15 protein-coding genes are annotated in these 17,162 nt (G+C 71.6%); 10 read left to right on the forward strand and 5 right to left on the reverse strand.

All coding sequences use genetic code 11. The annotated features are described in order from the left end of the window. Positions 1–174: 174 nt before the first annotated feature. From J3A75_RS28720 to J3A75_RS28735, 4 genes are all read left to right on the forward strand, one after another. On the forward strand, positions 175–531 hold the full coding sequence (locus J3A75_RS28720; RefSeq protein ID WP_012321276.1) for a phasin: 357 nt from the start codon (positions 175–177) through the stop codon (positions 529–531). A gap of 193 nt (positions 532–724) precedes the next feature. After that, positions 725–1,288 (forward strand): hypothetical protein, encoded by a 564-nt coding sequence (locus J3A75_RS28725; RefSeq protein WP_071000140.1) that lies wholly within the window; start codon positions 725–727, stop codon positions 1,286–1,288. 136 nt (positions 1,289–1,424) lie between these two features. Next, positions 1,425–2,684: an N-acetylmuramoyl-L-alanine amidase gene (locus J3A75_RS28730; RefSeq protein WP_058607190.1), complete on the forward strand. Its 1,260-nt coding sequence runs from the start codon at positions 1,425–1,427 to the stop codon at positions 2,682–2,684. 170 nt (positions 2,685–2,854) lie between these two features. Further along, positions 2,855–5,287 (forward strand): penicillin-binding protein 1A, encoded by a 2,433-nt coding sequence (locus J3A75_RS28735; RefSeq protein WP_071000141.1) that lies wholly within the window; start codon positions 2,855–2,857, stop codon positions 5,285–5,287. A 471-nt stretch (positions 5,288–5,758) separates the two neighbouring features. On the opposite strand, the gene purQ is transcribed toward J3A75_RS28735, so the two are convergent. The 5 genes from purQ to J3A75_RS28760 all read right to left on the reverse strand — a co-directional run bounded on the left by purQ (position 5,759) and on the right by J3A75_RS28760 (position 9,247). Then, the gene (gene purQ / locus J3A75_RS28740; RefSeq protein WP_012321280.1) at positions 5,759–6,439 is read right to left on the reverse strand and encodes a phosphoribosylformylglycinamidine synthase subunit PurQ; all 681 of its coding nucleotides are present in this window, start codon (positions 6,437–6,439) and stop codon (positions 5,759–5,761) included. Beyond that, entirely contained in the window at positions 6,439–6,678 is a 240-nt protein-coding gene (gene purS / locus J3A75_RS28745) for a phosphoribosylformylglycinamidine synthase subunit PurS (protein WP_012321281.1), read from the reverse strand. Before purS ends, purQ begins: the two co-directional genes overlap by 1 nt. Before the next feature lie 177 nt (positions 6,679–6,855). After that, positions 6,856–7,095 carry a hypothetical protein gene (locus tag J3A75_RS28750; RefSeq protein WP_012321282.1) on the reverse strand — a complete coding sequence of 80 codons (240 nt, stop codon included), beginning with the start codon at positions 7,093–7,095 and terminating at the stop codon, positions 6,856–6,858. A 114-nt stretch (positions 7,096–7,209) separates the two neighbouring features. Continuing rightward, positions 7,210–7,809, reverse strand: coding sequence for an ActR/PrrA/RegA family redox response regulator transcription factor (locus J3A75_RS28755; protein ID WP_029358650.1), 600 nt, complete (start codon positions 7,807–7,809; stop codon positions 7,210–7,212). Positions 7,810–7,855: 46 nt separating this feature from the next. Continuing rightward, positions 7,856–9,247, reverse strand: coding sequence for an ActS/PrrB/RegB family redox-sensitive histidine kinase (locus J3A75_RS28760; RefSeq protein WP_012321284.1), 1,392 nt, complete (start codon positions 9,245–9,247; stop codon positions 7,856–7,858). Positions 9,248–9,519: 272 nt separating this feature from the next. On the opposite strand from J3A75_RS28760, the gene J3A75_RS28765 reads away from it, so the two are divergent. The 6 genes from J3A75_RS28765 (at position 9,520) to J3A75_RS28790 (ending at position 17,155) form a co-directional block, all read left to right on the forward strand. Beyond that, entirely contained in the window at positions 9,520–10,797 is a 1,278-nt protein-coding gene (locus J3A75_RS28765; protein WP_024828827.1) for a polyhydroxyalkanoate depolymerase, read from the forward strand. 506 nt (positions 10,798–11,303) lie between these two features. Next, the gene (locus tag J3A75_RS28770) at positions 11,304–12,890 is read left to right on the forward strand and encodes an ABC transporter substrate-binding protein (RefSeq protein WP_012321286.1); all 1,587 of its coding nucleotides are present in this window, start codon (positions 11,304–11,306) and stop codon (positions 12,888–12,890) included. Positions 12,891–13,207: 317 nt separating this feature from the next. After that, entirely contained in the window at positions 13,208–14,149 is a 942-nt protein-coding gene (locus J3A75_RS28775) for an ABC transporter permease (RefSeq protein ID WP_012321287.1), read from the forward strand. Next, entirely contained in the window at positions 14,146–15,120 is a 975-nt protein-coding gene (locus J3A75_RS28780; protein WP_012321288.1) for an ABC transporter permease, read from the forward strand. Before J3A75_RS28775 ends, J3A75_RS28780 begins: the two co-directional genes overlap by 4 nt. Positions 15,121–15,131: 11 nt before the next feature. Beyond that, complete coding sequence (locus J3A75_RS28785) at positions 15,132–16,142, forward strand: ABC transporter ATP-binding protein (RefSeq protein WP_029358647.1); 1,011 nt, start codon at positions 15,132–15,134, stop codon at positions 16,140–16,142. Continuing rightward, the gene (locus J3A75_RS28790; protein ID WP_012321290.1) at positions 16,139–17,155 is read left to right on the forward strand and encodes an ABC transporter ATP-binding protein; all 1,017 of its coding nucleotides are present in this window, start codon (positions 16,139–16,141) and stop codon (positions 17,153–17,155) included. The genes J3A75_RS28785 and J3A75_RS28790 overlap by 4 nt, the downstream gene beginning before the upstream one ends. Positions 17,156–17,162: the final 7 nt, after the last annotated feature.

The following is a 17,162-nucleotide window of genomic DNA, read 5'->3' on the forward strand; positions in this document are numbered from 1 at the left end:
GAGCCCACGATCGGACGACTTCGTGAGATCATCGAATCGGCATTTTATCGGGCTTCCGGTCCCGCGGGCGCGCCCCAAACCTGCACTTGACTTCTTGTTGCAGTGCAACATATAGAGGTGCGTCAACGCGGACGCATGCGGCGTCCCGCTCCAAGGATGATGCTGGAGACATCGATGCAGACCCCGAACTTCGAGATCCCGACCGAGATGCGCGACTTCGCGGAGAAGAGCGTCGATCAGGCCCGGACCGCCGTCGGCACCATGATGGCGAACGCCGTGAAGGCCGCCGAGCAGGTCCAGGCCTCGGGCCAGACCTTCCAGTCGACCCTCAGCGCCGCGGTCGCGAAGGGGTTCGATCACGCCCAGACCAACGCCAACGCGACCTTCGACTTCGCCCAGAAGCTGGTGCGCACGAAGGACCTCCGCGAGGCGTTCGAGCTCCAGTCCGAGTTCGTCCGCAGCCAGTTCGCCGCTCTCCAGGCCCAGGCGAAGGATTACGGCGCCCTCGCGCAGAACGCCGCCGCCCGCTGAGGCCGGCCGCCCCGATCCGCGATCGGGGCTCGAGGATCGGGATCCGGTGGGCCACCCGAGGGCCGCCGGATCCCCCGCTCTGACGCCCGGGCGTCACGGGCCCGGCGCCGACACCGCCGGCGAGCCGGCCGCGCACGACCTCCGGCCGCCGGTCCGTCGGGACGGGCTGACGCCGACAGGAGGAGATCGCGCGATGGGAAAGCCGCGTCGACCGAGGAGCCGTCCCGCCGGGACGCCCCAGCCGTTGCAGGACGCGTCGGCCGCCCCCGAGATCCAGGCCGCCGACGCCCCGGTCGCGGCGGATCAGCCCGACCCGGCGACCGACCGGCCCGTCGAGGCCGCCGCGCCGCCGGCCGAGGTGACGCCCGAGGTGACGCCTGACGCGGGGTCCGACATCGCGGGCGAGACTGCGCCCGACGGCACGGTGGGAGCCTCGTCCGACCCGGTGACCGAGGCCGCGATCGACGTCGCCCTCCCGCCGGTGACCGCCGCGGGTCCGGGCCGCGCCGCGGCCGCGAACCGCATCGTCTTCACCCCCGACCGCCTCGACGTCGCCGAGATCGGCTCGATCATCGCCCGCTACGTGCGCGGCGAGGGCGAGGCGGCCGTCGCGCATCTGCGAGCGCTCTCGGGCGCCCGCACGCCGGCCGACCTCATCCGCCTGCAGGTCGGCGAGGTCCAGCGGGCCGCCGACGCGTCCCTGACCTGCTGGGTCACGGTGGTCGGGCAGGCGAGCCGGGTCGTCGCGTACCGCTGAGGCGCCGCGCGCGGGAGGCCCGGACTTGTCGCATCCCGGCCACAAGGCCGGCCGGATCGAACCGGCGACGGCAACCCCCCGTTAACCAAGTCGGTCCCATGCCTTAACGGAGGGCACGGGAGACGACACCGGACCGATGCCGAACTGCGCGCGCCTGATCCGTTCCGCATGGCTCCGCCTCGCCGTCGCGCTCCTGCCGGCGCTGGCGGGGGCGCCGGTCGCCGCGCAGACCGGCGAGAAGCCGGCCGTCGCCATCGGGGCCGACCTCGCGAGTCAGGCCGGCACCACGCGCCTCACCCTGACGCTGTCCCGGGCCGTGGAGGCCCGCGGCTTCGTGATGGAGCGGCCCGACCGGGCGGTGATCGACCTGCCCGAGGTCAATTTCCAGCTCGATTCTGGGACCGGCAGCCGCCGCGACGGCCTCGTGCAGAGCTTCCGCTACGGCCTGTTCGCGCCCGGGCGGTCCCGCATCGTGATCGACCTCACCGCGCCCGCCACCGTCGGGAAGATCGAGACCGCGACGCGGCCGCGCGACGGCGCGGTTCTGCTCACGATCCCGCTGCAGCGCGCCGACCGCGACGCGTTCCGCAAGGCCGCCGCTACCGCCGATCCCGCCCCCGCCCAGGCCCGCGCCGCGCCGCCGGAGCCCGCCGACCAGCGGCCGCTGATCATGGTCGATGCCGGCCACGGCGGCACCGATCCCGGCGCCATCGCGGTGGGCGGCGTGTTCGAGAAGGACATCGTGTTCGGCTTCGCCCAGGCCCTCGTGGCGAAGCTGGAGGCGGGCGGCCGCTACCGGGTCCGGATGACCCGCGACCGCGACGTGTTCGTGCCCCTGGCCGAGCGGGTGCGCCTCGCCCGCGACGCCAGGGCCGACCTGTTCGTGTCGATCCACGCGGACTCGATCTCGGCGGCGCCCCAGGTGAGCGGCGCCACGATCTACACCAATTCCGAGAAGGCCACGGACGCCGAATCCGCCAAGCTCGCCGAGCGCGAGAACCGGGCCGATTCCGCCGCGGGCGTCGACGCCGCCGAGGCGCCGCCGGACATCGCCGACATCCTGCAGGAGCTGACCCTGCGCGAGACGCGGGGCTTCTCGTCGGGCTTCGCCCGCACGCTGATGGGCCAGCTCGCCCCCGTGATGAAGATGAGCGCCAAGCCCCACCGGGAGGCGCGCTTCGTGGTGCTGCGCTCCCCCGACGTGCCGAGCGTGCTCGTGGAACTCGGCTACCTCTCCAGCAAGCGCGACCTGGAGATGCTGCAATCGCCGGAGTGGCGGGCCGACGTCACCGGCTCCATGGCCAAGGCGATCGACCAGTTCTTCACCAACCGCGCCACGCTCGGCCGGCCGGCCCCGACGCGCCGCGCGGCGGCCGCCGCCCCAGTTTCACCATAGATAGAGTGTCGATACGGGACGTCCGACGCCCCGTCGCACGGCCGCCGAAACCGGCATTCCGAGGGGGTCTCACGGGACCGTCCGGGGGCCGGCCGCGCAGCGCGCGGGGTGCACGCGCCGGATGAGCCGATTCCGGCATTCGGCCGGGCCAGCGACGAGCGGAACACCGGATGCGTCTGATCCTCCGTTTCTTTGGGATCCTGTTCAGCGCCGCCGCGGTGCTGTTCGTGGTCGGCGCGGCGGTGGGCGGCTACTTCTACTGGAAGTACAGCCAGGACCTGCCCGACCACGCCGCCCTCGCGAATTACGAGCCGCCGGTGATGACCCGCGTCCACGCGGCGGACGGCTCCCTGCTGGCCGAGTACGCCCGCGAGCGCCGGCTGTACCTGCCGATCCAGGCGATGCCGAAGATCGTCGTGGCGGCCTTCCTGTCGGCCGAGGACAAGAACTTCTACAAGCACGGCGGCATCGACCCCGAGGGGATCGTGCGCGCCTTCCTGACCAACGCCAAGTCGGGCAAGCGGCAGGGCGCCTCGACCATCACCCAGCAGGTCGCCAAGAACTTCCTGCTCTCCTCCGAGCAGACCTACGACCGCAAGATCAAGGAGGCGCTGCTGGCGCTCCGGATCGAGGCGGCCTACTCGAAGGACAAGATCCTCGAGCTCTACCTCAACGAGATCTTCCTCGGCACGATCGTGCCCGGCCGCAACCTGCACGGCGTCGCGGCCGCCGCGCTCGACTATTTCGGCAAGTCGGTCCACGAGCTGACCATCAACGAGGCGGCCTACCTCGCCGCCCTGCCGAAGGGGCCGAACAACTACCACCCCTACCGCAAGACCCAGGCGGCCCTCGACCGCCGCAACGAGATCATCCGCCTGATGGCGGAGAACGGCTACATCACCCGGGAGGAGGCGGATTCCGCCAAGAAGATGCCGCTCGGCGTCAACCCGCGCGTCGCCTTCCCGAACGCCGCCAACGCCAACTACTTCACCGAGGAGGTCCGCCGCGAGATCTCCGAGCGCTACGGCGAGAAGAAGCTCTACGAGGGCGGCCTCTCGGTGCGCACGACCCTCGACCCGAAGATGCAGGCCTGGGCCCGCAAGGCTCTGGTCGACGGCCTCGTGCGCTACGACCAGGCCCATGGCTGGCGCGGTCCGGTCACCAAGGTCGACCTGACCGGGCGCGACTGGGGCATGGCGGCGGCCGAGGTTCCGGCGCTCGGCGACGTGGCCCCCTGGCGGCTCGCCGTGGTGCTGGGCAACGGCGGCGGCGGCGTGCAGATCGGCCTGCAGCCCCGGCGCGAGGCCTCCGGCCAGGTCGGCAAGGACCGCGAGACCGGCGTGATCACCCCCGAGGGCATGCGCTGGGCCGGCCGCGCCAATCTCCAGCCCGGCGACATGGTCTACGTCGAGGCGATGGACGGCGGCCGCGGCCAGTTCCGCCTGCGCCAGAAGCCCGAGGTCTCCGGCGCCATCGTGGCCATGGACCCGAATACGGGCCGCGTGCACGCGATGGTCGGCGGTTTCTCGTACGACGAGTCCGAGTTCAACCGCGCCACCCAGGCGATGCGCCAGCCCGGCTCCTCGTTCAAGCCGATCGTCTACTCGGCAGCCCTCGACAACGGCTACACGCCCGCCTCGATCATCCAGGACACCCCGATCACCATCGAGGCCGGTCCCGGCCAGGAGGCCTGGACGCCCTCGAACTACGACGGCAAGTCGGGCGGCCCGCACACCCTGCGCTACGGCATCGAGCACTCGAAGAACCTGATGACGGTCCGGCTCGCCAAGGATGTCGGCATGCCGCTCATCGCCGAGTACGCACGCCGCTTCGGCGTCTACGACGACATGCTGCCGGTGCTGCCCATGTCGCTCGGCGCGGGTGAGACCACGGTGATGCGCATGGTCACCGCCTACTCGATGCTCGCCAACGGCGGCCGGCGCATCCGGCCGACCCTGATCGACCGGATCCAGGACCGCATCGGCGAGACGATCTACCGGCACGACAACCGCAAGTGCATCGGCTGCGACGCCGAGAAGTGGTCGGGCCAGGACGAGCCGAAGCTGGTGGACGATTCCGAGCAGGTGCTCGACCCGCTGACCGCCTACCAGATGGTCTCGATCATGGAGGGCGTGGTCCAGCGCGGCACCGCCACGATCCTGAAGCAGATCGGCAAGCCGCTGGCCGGCAAGACCGGCACGACGAACGACGCCAAGGACGCGTGGTTCGTGGGCTTCTCGCCGGATCTGGCGGTCGGCATCTATATCGGCTTCGACAAGCCCCGGTCGCTGGGCGACCGCGCCACCGGCGGCGGCTTGGCCGCGCCGATCGCCCTGGAGTTCCTGAAGACGGCCCTCAAGGACAAGCCGCCGACGCCGTTCCGCGTGCCGCCGGGGATCAAGCTGATCCGCATCAACCTCGCGAGCGGCACCCGCGCCGGTTCGGGGGAGGGCGCCGGGACGATCCTGGAGGCGTTCAAGCCCGGCACCGCGCCGCCGGATTCCTACTCGGCGCCGTCCTCCTCGGGCGGCGGCCAGGCGGCCGCCCCCGCGGCGGTCGCGCCCGATCCCGACCGGGCCGCGCAGGCCGGCGGGCTGTACTGAGGCGGCTCGCCCCGCCCAGCCCGCATTCAGCCGAGGTCGCACTCAGCCCAGGTCGGGTCCGCCCGGCCTGGGCTCTCGCGTTGTGGATCCGGAGCGGACGCGCGTCTCATGCGGGGACGGCCGCGAGGGCGGCGTCCCAGATCCGGGGCAACGGCGCGCTCGACACGTCATCGCCGGGCAACGCCCCGCGATCGGCAACCGGCGCCGTCCGGGACCGCGCAGGGGGCCCCGAAGGGGTCAGGCGGCGCGGCTGCCCGGCCCGTGCGGGCCGCTTCCGCGCGGCCCGGCCAGCCGGCGCGGCGGCGAGCGCACAGAAAAAAGCCGCCCCGGACGGAGCGGCTCGAGGAGTCATCAGGGAGGCATCAAAACAGAGCGGACGGATATGTCCAACTCGACATCCAGATCACTGGATGCCTGTTTATGCCTCGAAAACCTTAATGCGGAGTTAAGGCAGGTTCTCGCCCGGCGATCTCAGGCCGCCAGACTGTCGAACAGACCGCGCCCGTCGGTCCCGCCGATCAGGTCCTCGACGAAGTTCTCCGGGTGCGGCATCATCCCGAGGACGTTCCCGGTCTCCGACAGGACGCCCGCGATGGCGTTGAGGGAGCCGTTGCGGTTGGCCTCCACGGTGATCGCGCCGGTCGCGTCGCAGTAGCGGAAGGCGACCCGGCCCTCGCCCTCGATCCGCGCCAGGGTCTCGGGATCGGCGAAGTAGTTGCCTTCGCCGTGGGCCACGCAGACGTCGATGACCTGACCCTGCCGGTAGGCGCTGGTGAAGCGGGTGTCGGTGCGCTCGACCCGGAGCGTCTGCCGATGGCAGATGAAGCGCCGGTCGATGTTGCGCATCAGAACGCCCGGCAGGAGCCCCGATTCGCACAGGATCTGGAAGCCGTTGCAGATGCCGAGCACGAGGCCGCCGCGGGCGGCGTGGGCCCGCACCGCGTCCATGGCGGCGGCGCGTCCGGCGATGGCGCCGCAGCGCAGATAGTCGCCGTACGAGAAGCCGCCGGGCAGGACGGCGAGGTCGGTGCCGGCGGGGAGCGCGTGGTCCGCGTGCCACACGAGGCTCACCTGCGCGCCGGAGCGCCGCAGGGCCCGGACGACGTCCGACTCGCGGTTGGAACCCGGGAAGACGACGACCGCGGCGTGCATCAGAGGATCTCGATCGCGTAGTTCTCGACGACGGTGTTGGCCAGGAGCTTCTCGCAGGCCGCGCGCAGGGTCGCCTCAGCGGCGGCGCTGTCGACCGCCGACACCTCGATGTCGAAGACCTTGCCCTGCCGGACGCCGTCGACGCCCTCGATGCTGAGGGATCGGAGGGCGGCCTCGATCGCCTTGCCCTGCGGGTCCAGCACACCGGTCTTCAGGGTGACGATGATACGGGCTTTCATGGATCTTCGGGTCTCACGCGTGTCCGGGACGGGGGTGTGACCTGCGACAACATCACACAGACCGTCGCCGGTCGCTTCTAGCAGGAAGGCCGGCGCACTGTCGAACACGCCGCACGCATAGGGATCATTCCGCTGTTCGATACAACTTGAATGAAGAACCCGCCCACGCGCGCTCGTTCAGCGATGCGCAGCCGGGGCCGGGCCCCGCAGGGGCTCGATGCTGGTCGCCCGGCGCCAGAGCTGGAGCATGATCCAGGCCGCGAACAGGCTGAACAGGCCCATCAGGACGTGCCCGACCCGGTCGCCGAGATCGAAGATGCCCGCGATGGCCCAGCCCGCCGCGATTGCCACGGCGAACACCTCGGTGCCGACGAGGACCATCATGCTGATGATGGTGATGGCGTTGCGCCCGTTCACGAGATCCGCCCTCGAAAAGATTTCGGGCCCCGGACGAACCGTCCGGGACCCGCGCAGCTAGCCCACAGAGGCGGGGCGATGCAACCGACCGGGCGGCGCCGGAGCGGTCCGGCCTCAGCGCGGCGCGCGCTTGGCCAGGATCCGCTGCAGGGTCCGCCGGTGCATGTTGAGGCGCCGGGCGGTCTCGCTGACGTTGCGGCTGCACAGCTCGTAGACGCGCTGGATGTGCTCCCAGCGGACCCGGTCGGCCGACATCGGGTTCTCGGGCGGGTCGGCCCGCTCGCCCGGCTGCGCCATCAGCGTGCCGTGGATCTCGTCGGCGTCGGCCGGCTTGGCGAGGTAGTCGAAGGCGCCGAGCTTCACCGCGGTCACCGCCGTGGCGATGTTGCCGTAGCCGGTGAGGATCACGCCCCGGGCCTCGGGGCGGCGCTCCTTGAGGCGGGCGATCACGTCGAGGCCGTTGCCGTCGCCGAGGCGCATGTCGATCACCGCGAACGCGGGCGCGCGCGCCTCGACGGCGGAGACGCCGTCCGCGACGCTGTCGGCCACCTGCACGTGATAGCCGCGGCTCTCCATGGCGCGGGCGAGGCGGGTCTGGAAGGGCTTGTCGTCGTCGACGATCAGCAGGCTGCGGTCGGAGAAGGCGGCCAGTGGATCGGCATCGTTGATCACGGCGGGGTCTGTCGCCGCCGAGGCCCCGGGCTGCGTGAGCATCCGGCACTCCTTTCGGGTTTTCGTCGTCGGGTTCTTGGTCTGTCCTTCATATAGGTACGGCGTCGCGCGGTGGCAGGGGGGCGCGGATACTGAGTTCCGGAGAATGTCGCGGCGCGGCGCCGCGCTCGAAGATGTGGCGGGCCCAGGAGACGCGCACGATCGCCCCGTGGGCGTCCGGCGCCGCGACGTTCATGAGGGCGAGCTGCGCCCCCGAGCGCTCGATCAGGGTCTTGGCGATGAACAGCCCGAGGCCGAGCCCGGCCCCCACGGTCCCGCCGGATTGCGGCCGGTCGTGGCTGCGGGTGGTGACGTAGGGCTCGCCCGCCCGCAGCAGCACCTCGCTGGAGAAGCCCGGCCCGTCGTCGCGGATCTCGATCCAGACGCGGTCGGGGGTCCAGCGCCCCTCCACGGTGACGCCGGCCTCGGCGAAGTCGACGGCGTTGTCGAGGATGTTGGCGAGCCCGAACATGACGCCCGGGTTGCGCCGGCAGGCGGGCTCCGGCCCCTCGCCGGTGCTGGTGACGGCGAGGGCGGCGCCGAGTGCCCGCTGCGGCGCCACCAGCTCCTCCACGAGGTGGCTGAACGTCACCGTCTCCAGGAAGCCGGCCCCCGCCCCGTCCCCGTCGAGGGAGGTCAGCTTGCCGAGGATGCCGCGGCAGCGGTCGACCTGCTCGCGCAGCAGGTTGAGATCCTCCGCCACCGCCGGCGAGGCGGTGGGGCCGAGCTGGCGGATCAGCTCCTTGGTCACAACCATGATCGTGCCCAGCGGTGTGCCCAATTCGTGGGCAGCCGCGGCCGCGAGCCCGTCGAGCTGCGACAGGTGCTGCTCGCGGGCGAGCACCAGCTCGGTGGCGGCGAGCGCCTGGGCGAGGAGCCGGGTCTCCTCGGCCACCCGCCACGCGTAGACGCCTGTGAAGGCGGTGCCGAGCAGGATCGCGGTCCAGACGCCGGAGACGTACAGGAACGGCAGCTCGATCCGACCGTCCGCGAACCAGGGCAGGGGCCGGTGCACCAGCGCGAGCAGGGTCGCGAGGCCCACCGCCAGGAGGCCGAGCGCCAGCGTCCGCTCGGGCGGCAGGGCGGTGGCGGAGATCAGCACGGGGGCGAGGAACAGCAGCGAGAACGGGTTCTGGAGCCCGCCCGTGAGGAACAGCAGGGCCGCGAGCTGCACGATGTCGAAGGCGAGGAGCAGCGCCGCGGAATCGTCGCTGAGCCGGTAGCTCGCCGGGAAGCGGATCCGCAGGGCGAGGTTCAGCCAGGACGAGGTGGCGATCACCAGGAAGCACCAGCCGAAGGGCAGCGGCAGGCCGAGGCCGAACTGCGCCCCGACGACCGCCGCGCTCTGGCCCGTGATGGCGAGCCAGCGCAGGCGGACGAAGGTGTCGAGCCGCAGGTGTCGCGCGTCGCGACCGAGGCCGCTGAGATCGGTATCGGGCATAGACTGTATCGTGCGTCGCCGGACGGGCGCCGCCGGAGCGGCGTCCCGCGGACTCCCTTCGCACGACGCGGTGCTGGGAATCCCGGCATGCCGACCCGGACACGTCGTCGCTGGCGGAGGGTCGCCGGCGGATCTGGTCACAGGCAAGTCGCCGCAGCTGCGGGATGTTCCACCCGCGTTCAGGGTGGAGCATTATCCTACCGAATCGGGTTGCAGGGGGTATGGGTCGCGCGGCTCGAAGCCCGCGGCCGGACCGAGACCGCGAGGTGACGATGCTGCTGGCCTATTCCCTGTACGAGGGCGCGCGCGCCCTGATGGCACCCGCCCGCGTCGCCGCCGACCTCACCCGCTACGGGCTGCAGATGCCGGGCAACCCCCTGGCCTACGGACCCTATGCCCGCGCGGTCAGCGCCGGCTGCGAGATGTTCGAGCGCGTCACCCGCCAGTACGGCAAGCCCGCCTTCGGCTTCACCGAGACGGTGGTGGACGGCGCGGCGGTCCCGGTCACCGAGCGGGTGGTCTGGGAGCGGCCGTTCTGCCGCCTGATCGCCTTCGACCGCGCGTTCCAGGCGGCCCCCGCGGAGCCGCAGCCCAAGCTGCTGATCGTCGCGCCGATGTCGGGTCACTACGCCACGCTGCTGCGCGGCACCGTCGAGGCGATGCTGCCGAACCACCGGGTGTATATCACCGACTGGACCGACGCCCGGATGGTGCCGCTCTTCGCCGGCCAGTTCGATCTGGACGACTACATCGACTACCTGCAGGAGATGTTCGCGGTCCTGGGGCCGGACCTGCACGTCATGGCGGTCTGCCAGCCGGCCGTGCCGGTGATCGCCGCGGTGGCGCTGATGGAGGCGGCCGACGAGCCGGCGGTGCCGACCTCCATGACCCTGATGGGCGGCCCGATCGACACCCGCCGCTCGCCCACCGCGGTGAACTGCCTCGCGCAGGAGCGCGGTCAGAAGTGGTTCGAGCAGAACACGATCAGCCTCGTGCCGCCGATCTACCCGGGCGCGTGGCGCCGGGTCTATCCGGGCTTCCTGCAGCTCTCGGGCTTCATGGCGATGAACCTCGACCGCCACGTCACCGCCCATTCGGACATGTTCGACCATCTGGTGACGGGCGACGGCGACTCGGCCGAGAAGCACCGCGAGTTCTACGACGAGTACCTCGCCGTGATGGACCTGACGGCCGAGTACTATCTCCAGACCGTGCAGACCGTGTTCGTCGACCACGCCCTGCCGACGGGACAGATGAAGCACCGCGGCACGCCGGTCGATCTCGGCGCCGTCCGCCGCTGCGCGATCCTCGCGGTGGAGGGCGAGAACGACGACATCTCCGGCGTCGGCCAGACCAAGGCGGCCCTCGACCTGACGCCGAACCTGCCCGAGGCGCGCAAGGCCTACCACCTCCAGGCCGGCGTCGGCCATTACGGCGTGTTCAACGGCTCGCGCTACCGGGCGGTGATCGCGCCCCGGATCGCGGCCTTCATCCGCGCCATGCAGGCGGTGCCGGGCGCGCGGGGCGGTCACCTGCGGCAGGTGGGCTGAGCCCGGACCGGGCACGACGCGCCCCGTTCCCGTGCGGGAGCGGAGCGAGGACGGAGTCGGCGCGCGGTCGGCCCTCCCACTTCTGGCGCGGTCGCGCCGGCATCGCGCCCGCGCCTGTGCGCGCACGCCTCCCCGTCTTTCCGGGGGCCGCGGGCGAGCCGGACATCCAGGGCCGCCGTCGGTGCGGGCCCTCCGCGCCCCGGCGGTTCCGGGATGACGCGCCGTCGCGAGGCCGCGCGCGAAACAGACCGCCGATCCTGAATACATAACGCAGGGACGGTCGGGCTGGCGCGGGGCTTGCGAGACGCGCCCCGTGAGTTCGAGCCGCGCCACCCCAGCCCCCATCCACGCCGCCGTCGCCCCGAGGCCGGCGGCGGCGTGGGCGCTTGCCCGGGCCGCGTTGTCACGTCGGGCCATTGCGCCCGTGCATCAGAACCGTTCAAACTCGCCCGCAAGGTGCGGGCCGGCGACCGATGCTTGAGATCCGCACCGCCAGGGAGAAGACGATGGACCGCAGGACCTTTCTCAAGGGTTCGGCTGCGCTCGGTTTGGCTGCGCCGCAGCTCGCGCGGCCGGCCCTCGCGCAGGGCGGCAAGGTCCTGCGCTTCGTGCCGCAGGCGAACCTCGCCAATTTCGACCCGATCTGGGGGACCCAGTACGTGGTGCGCAACGCCGGCACCCTCGTCTGGGATATGCTCTACGGCGTCGACGCGCAGCTGAAGCCGCAGCGCCAGATGGTCGAGTCCGAGGAGGTCTCGGGCGACAAGCTGACCTGGACCTTCCGGCTGCGCCCCGGCCTCAAGTGGCACGACGGCGAGCCGGTGCTGGCCAAGGACGTGGTGGCGAGCCTCACCCGCTGGATGGCCCGGGACCCGATCGGCCTGATGATCCGCGGGATCCAGGACGACCTCGCGGCGACCGACGACAAGACCTTCCAGTGGCGCCTGAAGAAGCCGTTCCCGAAGCTGCTCTACGCGCTCGGCAAGACCAACGCGCCGATGGCGCTGATGATGCCGGAGCGGATCGCCAAGACCGACCCGTTCACGCAGATCTCCGAGTATGTCGGCTCGGGCCCGATGAAGTTCGTCCGCAACGAGTGGGTGCCGGGCGCCCGGGCGGTGTTCGAGACCTTCACCGACTACAAGCCCCGCGACGAGCCGAATTCCTGGCTCGCCGGCGGCAAGCGCATGCTGGTCGACCGGGTCGAGTGGGTGATCATGCCGGACGCCGCCACCGCGTCGGCGGCCCTGCAGAACGGCGAGGTCGACTGGTGGGAGAACCCGATCTCCGACCTCGTGCCGCTGCTGCGCAAGAACGCCAACCTCAACGTCGATATCGCCGACCCGCTGGGCAATGTCGGGTCGTTCCGGATGAACCACCTGCACCCGCCCTTCGACAACCCGAAGATCCGCCAGGCGGTCATGACCGCCATGAGCCAGGAGGACTACATGCGGGCGATCGTCGGCGACGACGACAGCCTGTGGAAGAAGCTGCCGGGCTTCTTCACGCCGGGGACGCCCCTCTACAGCGAGGCGGGCGGCGGCAATGTCGGCAAGGGCGACATCAAGCTCGGCCAGAAGCTGCTCAAGGAGGCCGGCTACAAGGGCGAGCCGGTGGTCTGCGTCGTGGCGCAGGACCAGGGGATCACCAAGGCGCAGGGCGACATCACCGCCGACCTCCTGAAGCAGATGGGCTTCAACGTCGACTTCGTCGCCACCGACTGGGGCACGACCGGCACCCGCCGGGCCTCCAAGGCGCCGCCGTCTCAGGGCGGCTGGAACATGTTCCACACCTGGCACGCGGGCGCCGACTGCATCAATCCGGCGGGCTACCCGGCGGTGCGGGCGAGCGGCGACAAGGCGTGGTTCGGCTGGCCCAGCATCCCGCCGGTCGAGACCGCCATCGCCGAGTGGTTCGACGCCGCCGACCCGGCCGCCGAGAAGGCCGCCATCGACAAGGTCAACGCCGCCGCCTGCGAGGGCGTGGTCTACGTGCCCACCGGGTTCTTCCTCGGCTACCAGGCGTGGCGCAAGAACGTCTCGGGCATCGTGAAGGGGCCGATCCCCTTCACCTGGGGCGTGTCGAAGGCGTGATGGCGCTCGCTCTCGCCAAGTCGGGCCGCCCGACCCGCCCGGTCTCTCGGGCGGGCTACCGGCCTCGGACAGCGCGTTCGGCAACGCGGCCGCGGGACGAGGCGCGAGGCCCCTCTCCCGCACGTGCGCCGGCGGTGCGCGCGCTCCTGAAGCGTCCGATCCCGCACCCCGACCCGCTCCCGCACGGGAGAGGGGGCGCGTCGCGCTCCGCCGCCAGCGTCGGCGCCCGACCCGGACGCGTGAATGTCGGCCCCCGCGATGAGGGCAGGGGCGGCGCTACCCGCCGCGCCCGCCCGCCCGCACGATAGCGAGGACCCATGCTCGGCTATATCGGCAGGCGCATCCTCGCCACCATCCCGGTCATGGCGGTGGTCGGGCTGTTCGTCTTCAGCCTCCTCTACTTCGCCCCCGGCGACCCGGCCGCGATCATCGCGGGCGACCAGGCGACGCCCGACGACGTCGCCCGCATCCGCGCCACGCTCGGCCTCGACCGGCCCTTCCTGGTGCGGTTCTGGGAATGGTCGTGGCAGATCCTCCACGGCGATCTCGGCACCTCGATCTTCACCAACCTGCCGGTCACCACCATGATCGGCCAGCGGGTGGAGCCCACCGTCTCGCTGATGCTCGTCACCCTGGTCTTCGCGATCCTGGTGGCGGTGCCGCTCGGCGTCGTCGCCGCCTGGAAGGCCGGCAGCCTGATCGACCGCCTCGTGATGGGGCTCGCCGTGACGGGCTTCTCGGTGCCGGTCTTCGTGGTCGGCTACGTGCTGGCCTACGTCTTCGCCCTCGAGCTCGGCTGGCTGCCGGTCCAGGGCTACACGCCGATCGAGCAGGGCCTGTGGCCCTGGCTGTCCAACCTGATCCTGCCGGCGGTGACGCTGGGCCTCGTCTACATCGCGCTGATCGCCCGGGTGACCCGCGCGACCATGCTCGACGTGCTCCAGCAGGATTACGTGCGCACCGCCCGGGCCAAGGGGCTGGCGCAGGGGCCGGTCCTGTTCGTCCACGCCCTCAAGAACGCCGCGGTGCCGATCGTCACCGTGATCGGCATCGGCATCGCGTTGCTGATCGGAGGCGCGGTGGTGACCGAGACGGTCTTCGCCATCCCCGGCCTCGGGCGCCTCACCGTCGACGCGATCCTGCGGCGCGACTACCCGGTCATCCAGGGCGTCGTGCTGCTGTTCAGCTTCGTCTACGTGCTCGTGAACCTCGCCATCGACCTCTTCTACACCGTGCTCGACCCGAGGATCCGCTATTGACCGCGACCGTCGCGCCCTTCCCCAGCAGCGCCCCGCAGGCGGGCAATCCGCCCGACGGGGCCGTCCCCAAGGCACCGCCGCCGCCGGGCCTCGCCGTCGCGGCGCCGCTGCCGGACGTCATCCCGGCCCGCAAGCGCCGGGGCAAGGTCTGGACCTACGTGCGCCGCAACCCGACCATCGTGGTCGGCGGCGTGCTGCTGCTCATCGTCTTCCTGATGGCGGTGCTCGCGCCTTACCTCGGCACCGTCGACCCGACCGCCCTGGCGCCCGCCAAGCGCACCCGGGCACCGTCGGCGCAGTACTGGTTCGGCACCGACATGCTCGGCCGCGACGTCTACTCGCGGGTGGTCTACGGCGCCCGGGTCTCGCTGCTGGTCGGCTTCTCGGTGGCGTTCCTCGCGTCGATCGCCGGGCTGGCGGTCGGCCTCGTCTCCGGCATGGTGCGCTGGCTCGACGGGATCGTCATGCGGGTCGTCGACGGCATGATGTCGATCCCGCCGATCCTGCTCGCGGTCGCGCTGATGGCGCTCACCCGCGGCTCGGTCCAGAACGTGATCATCGCGATCACCATCGCGGAGATCCCGCGCGTCGCCCGCCTCGTGCGCGGCGTGGTGCTGTCGCTGCGCGAGCAGCCCTACGTCGAGGCGGCGGTGACCACGGGCACCCGGATGCCGGCGATCATCTGGCGCCACATCCTGCCCAACACGCTGGCGCCCATGACCGTGCAGGCGACCTACATCTGCGCCTCCGCGATGATCACCGAGGCGATCCTGTCGTTCATCGGCGCGGGCGTGCCGCCCTCGACGCCGTCCTGGGGCAACATCATGGCCGAGGGCCGGGCCCTCTGGCAGGTGAAGTTCTACATCATCCTGTTCCCGGCGATCTTCCTCTCGATGACGGTGCTCGCCGTGAACCTCGTCGGCGACGGCCTGCGCGACGCCCTCGATCCCCGCATGGCGAAGGACGTGTGATGAGCACAGGGATGAGCACAGGCGTGAGCGGAACCCCCCTCCTGTCGATCGAGAACCTGCAGGTCCATTTCCGCACCCCCGACGGGGTGAACCGGGCGGTGGACGGGGTCTCGTTCGCGATCCAGTCGGGCGAGACCCTGGCGATCGTGGGCGAGTCCGGCTGCGGCAAGTCGGTGACCTCGATGTCGATCCTGCGGCTCCTGCCCGAGCCGCCGGCCCGCATCGCCGGCGCGATCAAGTTCGAGGGCAGGAACCTCCTCGACCTGCCGAACAGCGCCATGCGCAAGATCCGCGGCAACGACATCAGCGTGATCTTCCAGGAGCCGATGACCTCGCTGAACCCGGTGCTGACGGTCGGCCGCCAGATCGGCGAGACCCTGCGGCTGCACCAGGGCCTCGGCCGCCGGGAGGCCGAGGAGCGGGCGGTGGAGATGCTGACCCTCGTCGGCATCCCCGAGCCGCGGCGCCGGGTGCGGGAATACCCGCACCAGCTCTCCGGCGGCATGCGCCAGCGGGTGATGATCGCCATCGCGCTCGCCTGCTCGCCGAAACTCCTGATCGCCGACGAGCCGACCACGGCGCTCGACGTGACCATCCAGGCCCAGATCCTCGACCTGATGCGCGACCTGAAGGCCCGGGTCGGCGCCGCGATCATGCTGATCACCCACGATCTCGGCGTGGTCGCCGAGGTCGCCGACCGGGTGGTGGTGATGTATGCCGGCCGCAAGGTCGAGGAGGCGCCGGTCCGCGACCTGTTCCGGTCGCCACGCCATCCCTACACCCGCGGCCTGATGGGGGCGGTGCCGAAGCTCGGCGCCGTCGAGCACGGCGCCGACGCGCGGCTCGCCGAGATCCCCGGCATGGTCCCGAGCCTGAAAGGCCGGATCGAGGGCTGCGTCTTCGCCGGGCGCTGCCCGGACGTGACCGACCTGTGCCGCGCCTACGCGCCGGCCCTGGAGCCGAAGGCGCCGGGCCACCTCGCCGCCTGCCACTACGCGCCGAAGGACGCCCTCGCGGCATGAGCGCCACCCCCGCACCCGCCGGTCGCACCCTGCTGGAGGTCAACGACCTCAAGAAGCACTTCGCCCTCGGCGGCGGCCTGCTCGGCCGCCAGAGCCGCGTGCTCAAGGCGGTGGACGGCCTGTCGTTCACGGTCGCCCGCGGCGAGACCCTCTCGCTCGTCGGCGAGTCCGGCTGCGGCAAGTCCACCGTCGCCAAGGCGCTGATGCGCCTCTACGCGCCCACCGCCGGACAGGTGGTCCTCGGCGGGAAGCGCATCGACGACCTCTCGGCCGGGGCGCTCCGGCCCCTGCGGCGCCACATCCAGATGGTCTTCCAGGACCCGTTCTCGTCGCTCAACCCGCGGATGCGGGTGCGGGCGATCCTGGCCGAGCCGATCCGCAATTTCGGGCTGGCCCGCAACGCCGCCGACCTGGAGAGCCGGCTGGCCAGCCTGATGGAGCGGGTCGGCCTGCCCCGCGAGGCGCTCGGGCGCTTCCCGCACGAGTTCTCGGGCGGGCAGCGCCAGCGCATCGGCATCGCCCGGGCGCTCGCCGCCGAGCCGGACCTGATCATCTGCGACGAGGCGGTCTCGGCGCTCGACGTCTCGGTGAAGGCGCAGATCGTCAACCTGCTGCGCGACCTGCAGCGCGAGCTCGACCTCGCGATGCTGTTCATCTCGCACGACCTCGCCATCGTCGAGCACATGACCCACCGCGTCGCCGTGATGTATCTCGGCAAGATCGTCGAGATCGGCCCGCGCCGGGACATCTTCCTGGCGCCCAAGCACCCCTACACCCAGGCCCTGCTCTCGGCGGTGCCGATCCCCGAGCCCGGGGCCGGGCGCACCCGCATCGTCCTCAAGGGCGACGTGCCGAGCCCGATCAACCCGCCGTCGGGCTGCCGCTTCCACACCCGCTGCCCGCACGCCTTCGACCGCTGCCGGACCGAGGTGCCCGGCCTCGACCCGGTGGGCTCCGGCCACTTCGCCGCCTGCCACCTCAACGACACGGCCGTGCCCGCCCGGGCGGCCTGACGGCGCC

The organism is Methylobacterium sp. PvP105 (assembly GCF_017876975.1).
Classification (GTDB): domain Bacteria; phylum Pseudomonadota; class Alphaproteobacteria; order Rhizobiales; family Beijerinckiaceae; genus Methylobacterium; species Methylobacterium radiotolerans.

Bases quoted from the DNA above. Each gene is read 5' to 3' on its own strand.
- J3A75_RS28720 (WP_012321276.1), top strand. From the start codon at position 175: ATGCAGACCCCGAACTTCGAGATCCCGACCGAGATGCGCGACTTCGCG.
- J3A75_RS28725 (WP_071000140.1), top strand. From the start codon at position 725: ATGGGAAAGCCGCGTCGACCGAGGAGCCGTCCCGCCGGGACGCCCCAG.
- J3A75_RS28730 (WP_058607190.1), top strand. From the start codon at position 1,425: ATGCCGAACTGCGCGCGCCTGATCCGTTCCGCATGGCTCCGCCTCGCC.
- J3A75_RS28735 (WP_071000141.1), top strand. From the start codon at position 2,855: ATGCGTCTGATCCTCCGTTTCTTTGGGATCCTGTTCAGCGCCGCCGCG.
- purQ (WP_012321280.1), bottom strand. From the start codon at position 6,439: ATGCACGCCGCGGTCGTCGTCTTCCCGGGTTCCAACCGCGAGTCGGAC.
- purS (WP_012321281.1), bottom strand. From the start codon at position 6,678: ATGAAAGCCCGTATCATCGTCACCCTGAAGACCGGTGTGCTGGACCCG.
- J3A75_RS28755 (WP_029358650.1), bottom strand. From the start codon at position 7,809: ATGCTCACGCAGCCCGGGGCCTCGGCGGCGACAGACCCCGCCGTGATC.
- J3A75_RS28760 (WP_012321284.1), bottom strand. From the start codon at position 9,247: ATGCCCGATACCGATCTCAGCGGCCTCGGTCGCGACGCGCGACACCTG.
- J3A75_RS28765 (WP_024828827.1), top strand. From the start codon at position 9,520: ATGCTGCTGGCCTATTCCCTGTACGAGGGCGCGCGCGCCCTGATGGCA.
- J3A75_RS28770 (WP_012321286.1), top strand. From the start codon at position 11,304: ATGGACCGCAGGACCTTTCTCAAGGGTTCGGCTGCGCTCGGTTTGGCT.
- J3A75_RS28775 (WP_012321287.1), top strand. From the start codon at position 13,208: ATGCTCGGCTATATCGGCAGGCGCATCCTCGCCACCATCCCGGTCATG.
- J3A75_RS28785 (WP_029358647.1), top strand. From the start codon at position 15,132: ATGAGCACAGGCGTGAGCGGAACCCCCCTCCTGTCGATCGAGAACCTG.
- J3A75_RS28790 (WP_012321290.1), top strand. From the start codon at position 16,139: ATGAGCGCCACCCCCGCACCCGCCGGTCGCACCCTGCTGGAGGTCAAC.